General features: G+C 39.4%; 15 protein-coding genes. 4 read left to right on the forward strand and 11 right to left on the reverse strand.

Annotated features, from left to right (window positions below; translation table 11 throughout):
• The 8 genes from CXF89_RS08385 to CXF89_RS08420 all read right to left on the reverse strand — a co-directional run.
• Positions 1 to 120, reverse strand: a 120-nt coding sequence (locus CXF89_RS08385) for a putative porin (RefSeq protein WP_121954338.1), incomplete at its 3' end; no start/stop codon positions are given.
• A 664-nt stretch (positions 121 to 784) separates the two neighbouring features.
• Entirely contained in the window at positions 785 to 1579 is a 795-nt protein-coding gene (locus CXF89_RS08390) for a putative porin (protein ID WP_024591302.1), read from the reverse strand.
• 201 nt (positions 1580 to 1780) lie between these two features.
• Positions 1781 to 2155 carry a PH domain-containing protein gene (locus tag CXF89_RS08395; protein WP_007377979.1) on the reverse strand — a complete coding sequence of 125 codons (375 nt, stop codon included), beginning with the start codon at positions 2153 to 2155 and terminating at the stop codon, positions 1781 to 1783.
• Positions 2155 to 3063 (reverse strand): ABC transporter ATP-binding protein, encoded by a 909-nt coding sequence (locus tag CXF89_RS08400; protein ID WP_121954339.1) that lies wholly within the window; start codon positions 3061 to 3063, stop codon positions 2155 to 2157. Before CXF89_RS08400 ends, CXF89_RS08395 begins: the two co-directional genes overlap by 1 nt.
• On the reverse strand, positions 3060 to 3887 hold the full coding sequence (locus CXF89_RS08405) for an ABC transporter permease (RefSeq protein ID WP_024599820.1): 828 nt from the start codon (positions 3885 to 3887) through the stop codon (positions 3060 to 3062). The genes CXF89_RS08400 and CXF89_RS08405 overlap by 4 nt, the downstream gene beginning before the upstream one ends.
• 143 nt (positions 3888 to 4030) lie before the next feature.
• Entirely contained in the window at positions 4031 to 5212 is a 1182-nt protein-coding gene (locus CXF89_RS08410; protein WP_007586998.1) for a cystathionine beta-lyase, read from the reverse strand.
• Between the two features lie 9 nt (positions 5213 to 5221).
• Entirely contained in the window at positions 5222 to 6142 is a 921-nt protein-coding gene (gene nudC, locus CXF89_RS08415) for an NAD(+) diphosphatase (RefSeq protein ID WP_121954357.1), read from the reverse strand.
• A 174-nt stretch (positions 6143 to 6316) separates the two neighbouring features.
• Positions 6317 to 6820 (reverse strand): LabA-like NYN domain-containing protein, encoded by a 504-nt coding sequence (locus tag CXF89_RS08420; RefSeq protein WP_024594121.1) that lies wholly within the window; start codon positions 6818 to 6820, stop codon positions 6317 to 6319.
• Positions 6821 to 6970: 150 nt separating this feature from the next.
• On the opposite strand from CXF89_RS08420, the gene CXF89_RS08425 reads away from it, so the two are divergent.
• Entirely contained in the window at positions 6971 to 7594 is a 624-nt protein-coding gene (locus tag CXF89_RS08425) for a hypothetical protein (protein ID WP_121954340.1), read from the forward strand.
• Complete coding sequence (locus CXF89_RS08430; protein WP_121954341.1) at positions 7594 to 8337, forward strand: DUF3307 domain-containing protein; 744 nt, start codon at positions 7594 to 7596, stop codon at positions 8335 to 8337. Before CXF89_RS08425 ends, CXF89_RS08430 begins: the two co-directional genes overlap by 1 nt.
• Positions 8338 to 8474: 137 nt before the next feature.
• Here CXF89_RS08430 and CXF89_RS08435 read toward each other — a convergent pair whose 3' ends face one another.
• On the reverse strand, positions 8475 to 9869 hold the full coding sequence (locus tag CXF89_RS08435) for a DEAD/DEAH box helicase (RefSeq protein WP_121954342.1): 1395 nt from the start codon (positions 9867 to 9869) through the stop codon (positions 8475 to 8477).
• Between the two features lie 200 nt (positions 9870 to 10069).
• The gene (locus tag CXF89_RS08440; protein WP_007586986.1) at positions 10070 to 10909 is read right to left on the reverse strand and encodes an isopenicillin N synthase family dioxygenase; all 840 of its coding nucleotides are present in this window, start codon (positions 10907 to 10909) and stop codon (positions 10070 to 10072) included.
• Between the two features lie 538 nt (positions 10910 to 11447).
• Between CXF89_RS08440 and CXF89_RS08445 the strand changes: the two genes are divergently transcribed.
• The gene (locus CXF89_RS08445) at positions 11448 to 12650 is read left to right on the forward strand and encodes a bifunctional alpha/beta hydrolase/OsmC family protein (RefSeq protein WP_121954343.1); all 1203 of its coding nucleotides are present in this window, start codon (positions 11448 to 11450) and stop codon (positions 12648 to 12650) included.
• Between the two features lie 58 nt (positions 12651 to 12708).
• On the opposite strand, the gene CXF89_RS08450 is transcribed toward CXF89_RS08445, so the two are convergent.
• On the reverse strand, positions 12709 to 13476 hold the full coding sequence (locus tag CXF89_RS08450) for an alpha/beta hydrolase (RefSeq protein WP_121954344.1): 768 nt from the start codon (positions 13474 to 13476) through the stop codon (positions 12709 to 12711).
• A gap of 129 nt (positions 13477 to 13605) precedes the next feature.
• On the opposite strand from CXF89_RS08450, the gene CXF89_RS08455 reads away from it, so the two are divergent.
• Entirely contained in the window at positions 13606 to 13929 is a 324-nt protein-coding gene (locus tag CXF89_RS08455; RefSeq protein ID WP_010555318.1) for a hypothetical protein, read from the forward strand.
• Positions 13930 to 13966: the final 37 nt, after the last annotated feature.

The following is a 13966-nucleotide window of genomic DNA, read 5'->3' on the forward strand; positions in this document are numbered from 1 at the left end:
ATCACCATCTACGTCCACATATCCTACATGGCTAATTGATTGGTAAGTATCTGCGGCTATTGCAGTGGTTGCAGCGCTTGATAATAAAATGCTCGAAATGATAACGGCTAATTTTTTCATTTTAAATTCCCTATAAATATTACTTTTATGCTTCAGCTGTCTAGCCAAAGTCGGGGCGCATCCTAACGCCAAAAAAATGAACAAAAACTGAATAAAAGGTCAGATTAAAATCAATGGAATTGTAATAATTTATATGTAAATGTAAACACAAAGTATCCATCAAATCTACAAGACAATATCATGTCATCATTTAAATTTAAAAAGTAACAAATACGGTACAAACTGTCGCTAAATTGAACACAACTTAATTATTCGATAAACCTCATCAATATAATTTCCTCTCACTAAATTTTTTTAATTTCTCAAAAAAATTACTCTGTTTAATTCATTATTTCTGTATTTATAATGAAAAATAGGTTTGTATCAGTGCATATTTTTATCTGTTTTTTCCAATAACCATTCTTTACTAGCAAAAACAACTCCAATTCTTACTATTTTATAGCTATTATCATCGACTGCACTTAATGGCTTTAATAACAATTTAGCCATTCATGGCGACTCTATTTATAACTTAAAGGAGTTATTTAGATGAGCATGATAAAGGCCGTAATTATGGCTGGTAAAAGTTTATAGTTGAAAGCTCAAACGTTTAAAAACGACAAAGCCCGCTAAATTTAGCGGGCTTTTTAATATTACTTTTGTATTAACTAAGTACGGGACTTAATTAAAACTGAAAACGCATGTTAGCAAAGTACGCATCGTTATCAGAATCATCAGCGTTGTTTTCGTAACCCACCTTTACACCAATATTTTTATTGATGAAGTGTTGAGCACCAAAGCTATAAGTATCTTGCTTATTGTAGTTAGCAAATACAGATGTTGCTTTTGAGAAGTAGTAGTTAGTTTCTGCTACCCATTGGTTTTGGGCATCATCAATGCTTTCGTATTTACCTTCAAAAGTAAGGTAGTTACCTTGCTGTAAATCAATAAAGTATTTAGCAGCTACTGCACGGTAATCAAAATCGTCGTCTGATGTAAGTGTAACACCTACGTAATCAGTGCTGTTTAGCATGTAGTTGTAAGCTAAATCAAATAATGCGTAATCATCGCCGTCTTTGTTTTCAACTAGTGTTACTTTTGCAAGTAAATCAGGGTTGAAAAAGTAACCACCCGTCAGTTTATAAAGCTCACTGTTAGAACCTGAATCTGGGTCTAGGTTTTCGTAAGATGCGCCAACAACAAATTCATTAATGAAGTATTCACCACCAACTGATGTTAAATCGCCAAAGTCGTCATCTGCGTAGCCACCATATACGTTAGTTTGTTTATTGATGTATTCAAACTGATCATACGGACCTAAAGTTTTTTTAGGAGATAAGTAGTAAATAGAATCTACAGCAACGGTGTCGTTGTTATCGCTATTTTTATAGCTTAGGTTACTAATTGAATTATAGCTGTCTGCAGCAGCCGCAGTGCTAGATAATAAAATGCTCGAAATAATAACTGCTAATTTTTTCATTGTAAGACTTCCCTATGTACATTGCTTTTTATGCTCTAGCTGTATTGCTAAAGTCGAGGCACATGCTAACGTTAGGAAACTGAATGAAAACTTAACTAACCAGTTGTATTTATTAAGTTAATTGTAAGGAAGTGTTGTAAACTGTAAAATTAAAGTAGTTGCAACATCTAGTCAACAACTACTTAAAACATGTACCGCAGCTTAAAGCGCGTGTTGGCTAATAATACGGTAAACATCGTTAATATTATCGCCAGACTTAAACTCTTTACTAATTGGTGTTGGATCTGAGCCAACCCATATTTTTAGCTCGGCATCTAAGTCAAAATGGCCTGCACTTTCTTTACTAAACTTGGTAATTTTAGAGTAAGCAATACTCACCATTTCCATTTTAGAACCGGTCATACCTTGCTTATCAATTAAGATTAAGCGCTTATTAGTAAAAATAAACATATCACGTACTACTTTATATGCTTTTTCTACTTGCTCGCCGTCAATTAATGTATTGGCGAGAATTTTCTCTAAATCAGAATCGTCAACTTCGCTTGCATTACCCATAAGTCCGCTAAGTAAACCCATTATACTTTCTCCTGTTTAAATATTTGATTCTCTAATGTGTGACCATTAACTAACTGCCTGTACTGCCAGTGTTGTTGATGACAAAAATTCAGTAGTGCAATATCAAGTGGATCGCTCGTTGGTTGATACTCAACAACATATTCTTTATGTTGGCTCATATACACTCGGCTCACCCCTGCAATTGCTTGAAGCTGTTGCTCAACATTTTGATAAGCTTCGCTTAGCATTAATGTATAAAAGTGTTTATCAGTATTATTTGTTTTTGTTTGATGCTCGCTTAGTACGCCTTTATCTAAATGAAGTACTTGTGAGCATAGTCGCTCAAGCTCAGTTAAATCGTGAGAGCTTAAAATAAATGTAGCCTGCTCACTTAATTCAGATACTAGCTCACGTACTTCTCTGGCATGAATCGGATCAAGCCCTGCGGTTGCTTCATCAAGCATTACAATTTGTGGCGCGCCAATAAGTGCTTGCGCTATCGTAACGCGCTTGCGCATACCGTGCGATAAATCCCCCGCACGCTGCTTTGCAATTTCTTTTAAGCCAACCAAGTCAAGTACACGTAGCGCCTCAGTTTGGCTTTGCTTAGCATCCATACCTTGCAGTTTTGCATAAAAAGCGAGTTGCTTATCTATATTAAAACGAGGGTCAAGTTGCGCGTCTTGCGGTAATGCACTTACTTTATTGAATAAAGCAGCGCTCCCTGGCTTATGCCCTAATATTTCAAGGCTGCCTTTACTTGGCGCTATATAGCCGCACAACAAACTAAATAAGGTGGTTTTACCCGCACCATTTGGCCCAACAAGCGCCACTGGCGCGCCTTTATTAATCTCAAAGTCCACATTATTAAGCCCAAGTTTTGCACCATACGATTTACTTAAACCGCTAGCTGTAATTAATGGTCTCATAGTGAGCTCCTTGCAAAAATACGTTGAGCAACACTTAGTAACACCGCAGTTTGCACAAGGGGAATAGCCACAGCGCTTAATAATGGTAAATTTTGCCCCGCTAATAACTCTATTTGCACACCCGGAAATAAATAATCAAGCAAGCCTAATGCGGGTATTTGCCATTGCAATATACCAACTACAATACCGCCTGCTGCAAAATATAAAATTGCCAATACAATAGATAAACGCGATGAGCGAGCAAAGGTATTTATTAACGTCATAAGTGCTACAAATGGACACAGAGTAATCACTAATATTAAAAATATAGAAAGCGCACGGGCAAAACCACCAGCCAGTAAACTTGGATCTCTAAACCCTAGTACAGCAAGCGTAGCCACAAGAGTAATGCCCACTAAGCAGGCTAATACCGCTAATTGTCCTAAAAAACGACCAAACAGTATTTCAAAGCGAGTGGAGCGCAGTGATAAAAACCTTAGTGTGCCGCGCTCTCTATCGCCTACCGTTTGGTCGCTACAAATAAATAAACCAAAAACGGGAAAGCTATACAGGGCTATTAACCAGTACATAGCAAATTCGGCCTCAGGCCAATCCAATAATTTACTTAAACCAATAGAACCTGATATATCACGGGCTATTTGCTCAAAATCGGGCGCACTTACAATGCCTACTGCCTGCCCTATTGGGTAGCGTAGTATTATTAGCCACACCAATGCAAAGGCAGCTAATGCAATAAGTCCACGTTTAGTTAAAAACATACGTACAAGCTCAAATCCCGCTATTTGCGTTAATCGCCCTACGTTTATCGGTAATGGTGTTGCCATTGACTATCCTTAATGACTTTTTATTTTCTGTGTATTTATCCACACTAAGTGTAAACACCTTGAATTACCAGCAAAAAAAAGCCCACCTATGGTGAGCTTTGTAACAATACATTTAAATGTAACAGCATAAATTGCGATATAAATTATAAATGCTGCTTATAAACCTCAAGTGCTTGGCTTAAATCGCTAATTAAATCTTCAACATCTTCAAGACCAATATGCAAGCGAATAACCGGGCCTAAATCCCAACCTGTATTTGAACGCAGCCCTTTCATAGTTAAATTAGCGGTTACTAAACTTTCAAAACCGCCCCACGAAAAGCCCATTTTAATATGCTCAAGGCTATCTAAAAATGCATCAATCGCTTTTTGATTACCGGTTTTCATCACAAATGAAAACAACCCATTACTGCCATCAAAGTCACGTTTAAAAAACTCATGCCCTGGGCAGGTTTCAAATGCAGGGTGGCGAATATGATCAACAAGCTCATGTTGTTCAAGCCATTTAGCTACTTCTATTGCTGCTTTTTCATGTTGATTTAAACGCACACCCATTGTACGAAGGCCTCTAAGCGCTAAATACGCATCATCGGCACTGGTACATTGCCCTAGTAAGTACGAGTTTTCGCGCAAGGTTGGCCAGTATTTTTTATTAGCAACAGCCACCCCCATCATCACGTCTGAATGGCCGACAATATACTTCGTTGCAGCCTGAATACTAATATCAACACCGTGCTCTAGCGGACGATAATGCAAACCGTTGCCGTAGGTATTATCAAGTATGGTCATTACGTTGTGCTCATTGGCTACTTTTACCATAGCAGGCACATCTTGCACTTCCATCGTAATAGAACCTGGAGATTCTAAAAACAACACTTTAGTATTTGGCTGAATGTAGTCTTTAATACCTGCGCCAATGGTTGGCGGGTAGTAGGTTGTTGTAATGCCCAGTCCCACTAAAATTTTATCGCAAAAATCGCGAGTTGGTTCGTACACGTTATCAACCATTAAAATATGATCACCGGTTTTTAAAAACGATAAAAATACTTGGCTAATCGCCGCTGCGCCACAAGGGTATAGTGCACAGCCTTCGCCGCCTTCAAGTTCTGTAATCGCTTCTTGTAGTGCAAAGTGTGTTGTTGTGCCCCGGCGCCCATAAAATAACGTTTTATCGCCACGGGTTTTAGCCGCTTCTTTTAAATCTGCTACAGTATCAAATACAATGGTAGATGCACGCTGTACAACGGGATTTACTACGCCATGTGTATAGGCTTTTTTGCGCCCTGATGATACCAGCTGAGTGTTTTTATTACTTTTACTCGACATTGTTAATCCTTAAGGGTTTGTGCGCCAATGCTCAATTAAATAACGAGAAATAGAGTCGGTTCTGGGCAGCTTTAAATGCTCCCCTTCTTCGTGCCAATTACCAAATTGCTCTAAGTCTTCACGACTAAACCATTTTGCATCGTCTAGCTCTTCTTTATCTACGTTAATTTCCTCAGATGTCGCCTCTGCAAAAAAACCAAGCATAATTGACGATGGGAACGGCCATGGCTGAGATGCAACATAACGTACGTTATCAACCTCTATGCCTGCCTCTTCTTTAACTTCACGCGCAACAGCTTGTTCCAGTGTTTCACCTGGGTCAACAAACCCAGCAAGCGACGAATACATACCAGTAGGCCACGTAGCTTGGCGACCTAACAAGCATCGCTCTACTCCGTCAGCAAATACCTTAGTAACCACCATAATTACCGCAGGATCGGTACGCGGGAATGTAGGATGCTTACAGTTTTCGTTTTCACACACTCTAGAGTGCCCGGCTTCCACTGAACGGTTTTTACTACCGCAGCGCCCACAAAAACGGTGCGTTGCATGCCAATAACATAAGCCTCTTGCAAGTGCGGCTATTGAGGCATATTTAATGGTCACTTGAGGCCCATATTGGCGAATATCAAAAAACTGAGCGCCCTCTATTAAAGGCGTAAGTATGCTTTCATTCAGATCAGAAACATCCAATGCAAACACACCATGTTTAGCATTGTTTAAACCAACAAAAATAGCACTCGTTAAATCTAAATGCGCCACTTGTTGATACGTTAAATAGCTTACTTTAGGGGTATCTTTAATAAATAGGGTTTGATTATTTTTAACTAAAACCCATTTACTTTGCGCCGACATTTGCGCTTTAAGCCACGATGGGTCTTTACGAAAATTTGAGCCTCTGTCTAGTGGCATGTTGCTGTAATGAAGCATGTAAGTCCTTGGTAACTCGTTATGCTTTAAAATTACCATAATCATTTAGCAAACCCAATTGATTACAGTAATAAAAAAAGCCTATATAAGGCTTAATTCATCTATTACGGCTTTGTATTAAAATCTCTCATGTTGCAGGCACTTAGCTTGCACCTTTTTAACTATTTTTTGCTGTTAAAGGAGTAAGGTATTATCAATTAAATGAAATTGCTCAGCGCTTTGTTTTAATACCTCTGCAGTTAACCGGTCAGCACCGTAAACATCGCACGGTACATTATATTGATTTTTTAAATGCCCAAGTAACAAAGCAAAGTCACCGTCGCCAGAGAGCAAAATAACCTTATCAAGATTCTTACCCTGCTCTAACATGTCTATTGTTATGCCTACATCCCAGTCACCTTTTGCACTGCCATCACGACGTTGAATAAATGGCTTTAGCTTTACGTCAAAGCCAATCGCACGCAAAATATTTTGAAACTGATTTTGCTTTTCATCCCCTCGATAAATAGCATACGCAAAAGCACATTCAATATTGTATTGCGCCTGCATTACCCGCCAAAACGCATTGTAGTCAAAGTTTTTTCCGTAACTCTCGCGGCACGTGTAATAAATATTTTGCACATCAACAAAAATACCTACGCGTGGTTTCGTGCTTTGCTGCTCGTTTTGTAAAGTCATTTAGTGTCCTAGTGAGGATTAATAGCAATAAAAGTAACGTTATAAAATAAGTGTACCTTGCAATTTATATTTAAGTAACCTAAATTAGTTACATACCCTTATGTAACCAATATTGGTTACATATTAAAAAGTAACCATTTTGAGATTTTTATGATTGGTGTGATCAGCGGCGATATTATTAAATCGCAAACAATCCCTAAGCAGCAATACGATGCCATGCTTTATCAACTAGAGCAAAGTTTGCGAAACATTTCGGGGGAGCAAACACTTTGGAATATATACCGAGGCGATGCCTTTCAGTTACAAGTTAATAATCCTGAGCTCCTTTTTAAAAATGCCATACTTGTATATTTACACCTTAAATCGTCAGGTTATGAGCTACGGCAAAGCTTGGCACTTGGGCAAATAGATAACCCACGCAGCGATATAAAAACAGCAACCGGTTCTGCTTTTACCCTTTCGGGGCAAGGCCTTGATAAAATAGGTAATCAACGCTTTGTTTTTAATATTAATGAGCAGCAGCTTGATGAAAGCTTAAATCTTAATTTAGCCTTTGCCGACGTATTACTCACTAAAATCACGCAAAAACAAGCAAATGCCCTGTATGTCTATTTAACATCATCAGACAACAGCCACGCGGCACTGGCTAAAGAGCTTAAAACAAGTCGCGAAAATGTAACCAAACTACTAAATTTAGCGCACTACCAACTTATAGAACGCTTTATTAAACACACACAACACGTTATAAAAAATACAATTAAAGGAGGTGAATAATGCAGTTTTCACTTTTACTGGTCGCGCTTATTATTGGCCACTTACTCGCTGACTTTTACTGGCAACCTATGAGTTGGGTAAACGAGAGAAACACTCGTCACTTTAAAGCCACTAAGCTTTATTTTCATGTACTCGTGCATGGTGTAACAAGTGCACTCATCGTTACCGTGTGGGAATACACATTTGGCTGGCAGCAACTAAGCAGTGTTTTAATTGCAACGGCAAGCATTATGGTGAGCCATTATTTTATTGATATAGCTAAATCGTATTCTAATAAAGGCGTGGTGCCTTTTTTACTTGATCAAATAGCGCACATACTCGTTATTATTGCGCTCAGTATTTGGCTAACTGATAACAATAGCTTTATGGCTGCAATTAATAATATGCTCACTGATCCCAAAATACTGTGGGTGGTATGCGGTTATTTAATTGTTTTAAGTCCCAGCGCCGTATTTATAAGAATGATGTTAGAGCGTTTAACAAGTAACTTTTCAAGTACTGGTAGCTTACCGCTTGCAGGGCAAAGCATTGGTATGCTTGAGCGCGTACTTATGCTGAGCTTTATATTGCTTGACCAATTTGCAGGGCTTGGTTTTTTACTTGCAGCAAAGTCGGTATTTAGGTTTGGTGATTTAAGTGCAAGCAAAGATAAAAAACTTACCGAGTACGTTATGCTCGGCACATTACTTAGCGTAAGTGTAACTTTATTTGTAGGCTTGGGTATTAACTATTTAATCAGGTAGGCAATACAGTAAGTACAAATTACAGGCAATAAAAAACGCGCTGCTTCTATTTATTCAAAAGAAGAGAGCGCGTTTTTTGTATCAGCCTTTAACCAAGTTCTAAATTAATTAAACGCCAATATAATCATTAACAATGATTAATCGTTATTTGTGCGACGACGGCGCTGGCCATTACCGCCAACAGATTCACGCTTTGCCCATGGGTTTTGCGCATTATCATCTGTTTTAGCTGCTGGCTTTTTAGAACCACCACGACGAGGACCGGTACCATTACCACCATTGTTCGGCTTTTTACTGTTAGGCTTGCTGCTATCAGATTTAGGCTTATTAAAAGGCTGCTTTTTCTTAGGCTTTTTAGACGGCAGTGGGCGAGCATCTAATGCGCGCTCTGCTACTGGGTTAATAGGCTCAAAACCGTCTTCTTCAGCACGTGGGATAAGCTCACCAATAAAGCGCTCAATACCGTATAAATCAACAGCATCTTCTGTTGTTACAAACGAAATCGCATGACCCGACGCACCGGCACGGCCTGTACGGCCAATACGGTGAACGTAATCTTCATATACATTTGGTAAGTCGTAGTTAACAACATGCGGTAATTCAACAATGTCTAAACCACGTGCAACAATGTCTGTTGCTACTAGTACGCGTACTTCACCACTTTTAAAACCATCAAGTGCTTTAACACGTGCGCCTTGTGATTTATTACCATGGATAGCCGCGCCTACAATGTCATCGCGCTCTAGTTGTTTAACTAAGCGGTTAGCACCGTGCTTTGTGCGGCTAAACACTAATACTTGTTGCCAATCGTTAGTGCGAATCAAGTGGCTTAGCAATGCTGTTTTACGTGTTTTATCTACCGCATAAACACACTGAGTAACACTTTTTGCAGTAGTATTTTTTGCAGCAACTGAAATTTCAACAGGGTCATTAATTAACCCTTTTGCTAATGCACGAATTTCGTCAGAAAATGTAGCCGAAAACATCAAGTTTTGACGTTTAGCAGGCATTTTAGCAATTAAGCGTTTAATGTCATGAATAAAGCCCATATCTAACATGCGGTCAGCTTCATCGAGTACAAGCACTTCAACGCTATCAAATTTAACTGCATTTTGATTATGTAAGTCGATTAAACGACCCGGCGTTGCGACTAAAATATCAACACCTTTACGAAGACGCTGCATTTGTGGGTTAATTTTAACGCCACCGTAAACTACAAATGAGCTCACATCCGAATGCTTAGCGTACTCTTCAACGTTTTCGCTTACTTGCAAAGCAAGCTCACGTGTAGGCGTTAAAATAAGTGCACGTACGTGGTTACTTTTAGCTTTAGGGCCTGACGACAAACGCTCAATAAGTGGTAATGTAAAACCCGCTGTTTTACCTGTACCTGTTTGCGCTGCTGCCATAACATCACGGCGTTCAATAATTGCAGGAATTGCTTGAGCCTGAATCGGCGTTGGCGTTTCATAGCCCTTTTCTAAAACCGCATTAACCAAAGACTGTGATAAACCTAAACCTTCAAAACTCATATAAACTCTCTTTTAAATTAGGCTACATTAGCCAGTTGCGCGCATTATACCTGTAGTAGCTAAGAATGCATGCCATTATTTACGTTGCGAGCAATTGAGCATAGCTTAATAAAATTAAACCTGTGCTCAAGTTGCTTAAAAATGCAAAAAACGGCCATAAGCCGTTTTATATTTATACTTAATTACTCTAAGTATAAGAGTTACTTAACACCTAACTCACGCAGGCGTTCTTGCAAGTAGCTATCTGCCGTGTAGCGCTCTGAAAGCACAACATCTGGATGCGGGTGTAAAAATAACGGTAGTGAAATACGCGATTTAGTAGATGCTTTACCCGTTGGGTTAATTACACGGTGAATTGTCGATGGGAAATACCCGCCCGACGCTTCTTGTAACATGTCGCCGATATTAATAATTAAGCTGCCAAAATCACATGGCACGTCTAACCAACCGCCATCTGTTTTTTGAACTTGTAAACCAGGCTCATTAGAAGCTGGTAATACAGTCAATAAGTTAATATCGCCATGGGCTGCTGCGCGAATAGCACCTGGCTCTTCATCACCCGTCATAGGCGGATAATGTAGGATACGTAACAATGTTTGCTCAGAGCCTGCAATCATGTCTTTTAAATCAATCGAAAACTTAGCACGTACATCAGCCGGAGATTCAGCCTGAACCCAACTTAATAACGTGCCAGCAAATTCACTTGCTAAACGGTAGTATTCACGTACATCAGCTTCAAGCTCTGCAGGAACGCGACCTTTAGGGTACACATGGAAGTACTCTTTAATGTCTTTTATTGTAAAGCCTTTCGCTACTTCAGATACTGAAGGCGGAAAGTAACCGTCTTGAGTGTCTTTAGAGAATAAAAAGTCGTGCTTTTGCTCTGAGTTAAAAAAGTCTTGCCAATTTTTGTAAATAGACTCAACTAAAGACTGTGGGATTGGGTGGTTTTTTAAAACGCCAAATCCAGTATTTCTTAACGATTCAACAAATTGTGCAGCCGCATCGGGAGCTTTATAATCAACAGTAGGTAATTGCATTGTACGTTCCAGTGAATAGGTTGTGTGAAGTGAGTTGCTTTTAATAGTGCTAAATTACTTATATAAAGTAGCAAAGCCTTCATTATAGCGCTATGCGAGGATAGACAAATGACCTCAAAAACATAAGGACATATGTCCGCAAAGCATAGTCACCGCCACTTGGCTTGATCAAGATCAACTTATAAAAAAACGTTGAATTTGCAAGGTTTAGTGCTTATATATGGTCTACTAGGGCGTGCTGACCTTTGGTGGGTGAATTTGTAGCAGACTGTTTGGTATTTAAGCAAGGCAGAGCCTGTGATGTGTGGTTGTTCCCCATAAATAGGCGATAACGCAGCATAAATGCCAAACATGCGCTACCCTTTGGGTTCTTTCTAGGGACGATTAACTCTTTGTTGCTCGGTTTTTACTTAGTCCACTAGGTTACAAACCTCGCGCCGCGATTAAATCGCCCCTAGATTGAACAAATTTCAATCCACAACGGTCAACACGCCCTAATATAATATAATATATTTTATTTGTGTAAATAAGGCTCCCCATGCGACAAAAAGTATCTTTTAAAAGCGGCGATTTAGAACTTGCCGGCCAACTTGAACTTCCCTCTGGTGACGTTAAGTTTTACGCGCTATTTGCACACTGCATTACCTGCGGTAAAGACATTGCAGCAGCCACTCGTATTAGCCGAGCTTTAACACAACAAGGCATTGCCGTACTACGTTTCGACTTTACCGGTTTAGGTAATAGCGATGGCGACTTTGCTAACAGTAACTTTTCATCAAACATTCAAGATTTAGTATCTGCGGCAAATCATTTACGTGAGCATTTTGCGGCGCCGCAACTACTCATTGGCCACAGTTTAGGCGGGGCTGCCGTTCTTGCTGCTGCGGAGCATATTCCTGAAGTATCGGCTATTACAACCATTGGTGCACCGTCAGATGCGCAGCACGTAGCGCATAACTTTGAAGCACACCTTGATGAAATTAACGCAGCAGGTGAAGCTAAAGTAAACTTAGCCGGCCGTGAATTTACTATTAAAAAGCAATTTATTGACGATATAGCCAAGTACGATAAAAGCCACATAAGTAAACTTAAGCGCGCATTATTAGTAATGCACTCCCCTATTGATGCGACGGTAAATATTAGTGAAGCTGAAAAAATTTATGCATCAGCCAAGCATCCTAAAAGCTTTATTAGCCTAGATAACGCCGATCACCTTTTAACAAATAAAAACGATGCCGACTACGCAGCACAAATAATTGCAACGTGGGCAAACCGTTATGTTAAGTACGACAAAACTAAATACACGGCAAGTTTAACGGGTGGCAATGTACTCGTTGAAGAAAAAGACCATGTATTTACTCAGCACGTAAGTACAAAAGATCATACTTGGCTTGCAGATGAGCCAATAAAAGTAGGTGGTAAAAACTTAGGTCCCGATCCGTATCATCACTTATTAGCGGGGCTTGGTGCCTGTACGGCCATGACACTACGCATGTACGCTACACGTAAAAACTTACCACTGGAGCATGTAAAAGTAGAGCTTGATCACACTCGCGATTACAACAAAGATTGCGACGATTGTGAGCAAACAGGTAATCTTGAAGCCATTACCCGTAAAATCACCTTACGTGGCGACTTAACTGAGCCACAGCGCCAGCGTTTACTCGAAATAGCCGACAAATGCCCAGTACATAAAACACTGCATAACAACCCGGTTATTGTAAGTGAACTGGTAGAGTAACTACCATAAAATTAATATAGCGCAGCTAACACTGCGCTGTGATTTAACTTTTATAAACCTAATTTTTACTATCTAAAAATCCCTCTACTTCTTTACTCATTCTGTCCACCAGCCATTTTGGCCCGCCATCGTACATGTCGTTATGGCGTGATTTTTCTATCATTATTTGCGTAACAGGAAACTTATCCAACTCTGAATCGTTTAACAGCACATTCGCATCAGCTGGGTAATCACTACCGCGAAGTGTAAGTACGCGAATGTTTTTATTGCGTGGGATCAACATGCGGCGATGATCGAGCGTAATAATAGTGCTAACTTCATTGGGGTAAATAGAGCCGTGTAATGACGAAATATCCCCGCCGTTTGAGTGCCCAAATAAGGTGAGTTTTGTAAAATCATACGCTGGGTATTCACTCGATAGCTCATTAACTAAAAACTTAAGCGTCACTACGCCACGATGCCAGTTTTCCATACGAGTGGTTAAATAAGGTTGCTCACGATTAAGATCAGGGTCGCTTTTTAGTTCATGTGCAACGGCTACTGTTAAATATCCACGCTGACTAAACGCATTACTAACAAACGTATATTCATTATGGCTAATCCCGTAGCCCGCATTAATAAACGCTACAGAGCATTTTACTTGAGCTGTACACTTAGCATTGTTACTTGGTAATGTGATATTGATAGGAATAGTGCGATTACGGCTTTCATCAGTTATAACGCCATCGTTTGCATAGCTTGTTGCGCCTATTACTGATGTGCTTATAACTGATGTACTTAGAGCTAGTGCGCTTAATATAAAAAGCTTTTTAAGTGTTTTTTGCATATTTAAATTTATATAAATTATTGTTTTTAATTAAAAATAACTTTTACTTTATAGCTTTGCATTCTCTATTGTCAAACTATGCGATAATAGCCGCCATTGTTTAAATATATTTAGTAAAAGATCCAATAAATGAAATCATACAATAGCATTCAAGAACGTATAGAAATTTTAGAAGACAAACTAACTGCAATACATGACGAAATCGAAACACTAAAAGCACCTGCTAAAAACAACAATGAACGTATTATTTTTAAGTTTATTGAAACAGGCAGCACAGGTAAAACGAAGGATTTTGTTCGTGAGTTAGGCATTAAATCACCGCGTGACGGTTTGTTTTCGTCAGGTGACGTTACAAAACTAATTAAAGATGGCGCTGAAGATATTTCACCAGCGTTATTAGAAATCGCAAGACAGCTTGCCAGTGCACGTAATAAAAATGGCCCAAGCCGTTAATTACCCAGTCACGCAGTATCTAGAAGCCCAGCCAGGC

It is taken from the genome of Pseudoalteromonas sp. MelDa3 (assembly GCF_002863625.1).
Lineage (GTDB): Bacteria > Pseudomonadota > Gammaproteobacteria > Enterobacterales > Alteromonadaceae > Pseudoalteromonas > Pseudoalteromonas arctica.

Coding starts and splice junctions, on each gene's coding strand:
- CXF89_RS08390 (WP_024591302.1), bottom strand. CDS start 1,579: ATGAAAAAATTAGCAGTTATTATTTCGAGCATTTTATTATCTAGCACT.
- CXF89_RS08395 (WP_007377979.1), bottom strand. CDS start 2,155: ATGGGTTTACTTAGCGGACTTATGGGTAATGCAAGCGAAGTTGACGAT.
- CXF89_RS08400 (WP_121954339.1), bottom strand. CDS start 3,063: ATGAGACCATTAATTACAGCTAGCGGTTTAAGTAAATCGTATGGTGCA.
- CXF89_RS08405 (WP_024599820.1), bottom strand. CDS start 3,887: ATGGCAACACCATTACCGATAAACGTAGGGCGATTAACGCAAATAGCG.
- CXF89_RS08410 (WP_007586998.1), bottom strand. CDS start 5,212: ATGTCGAGTAAAAGTAATAAAAACACTCAGCTGGTATCATCAGGGCGC.
- nudC (WP_121954357.1), bottom strand. CDS start 6,142: ATGCTTCATTACAGCAACATGCCACTAGACAGAGGCTCAAATTTTCGT.
- CXF89_RS08420 (WP_024594121.1), bottom strand. CDS start 6,820: ATGACTTTACAAAACGAGCAGCAAAGCACGAAACCACGCGTAGGTATT.
- CXF89_RS08425 (WP_121954340.1), top strand. CDS start 6,971: ATGATTGGTGTGATCAGCGGCGATATTATTAAATCGCAAACAATCCCT.
- CXF89_RS08430 (WP_121954341.1), top strand. CDS start 7,594: ATGCAGTTTTCACTTTTACTGGTCGCGCTTATTATTGGCCACTTACTC.
- CXF89_RS08435 (WP_121954342.1), bottom strand. CDS start 9,869: ATGAGTTTTGAAGGTTTAGGTTTATCACAGTCTTTGGTTAATGCGGTT.
- CXF89_RS08440 (WP_007586986.1), bottom strand. CDS start 10,909: ATGCAATTACCTACTGTTGATTATAAAGCTCCCGATGCGGCTGCACAA.
- CXF89_RS08445 (WP_121954343.1), top strand. CDS start 11,448: ATGCGACAAAAAGTATCTTTTAAAAGCGGCGATTTAGAACTTGCCGGC.
- CXF89_RS08450 (WP_121954344.1), bottom strand. CDS start 13,476: ATGCAAAAAACACTTAAAAAGCTTTTTATATTAAGCGCACTAGCTCTA.
- CXF89_RS08455 (WP_010555318.1), top strand. CDS start 13,606: ATGAAATCATACAATAGCATTCAAGAACGTATAGAAATTTTAGAAGAC.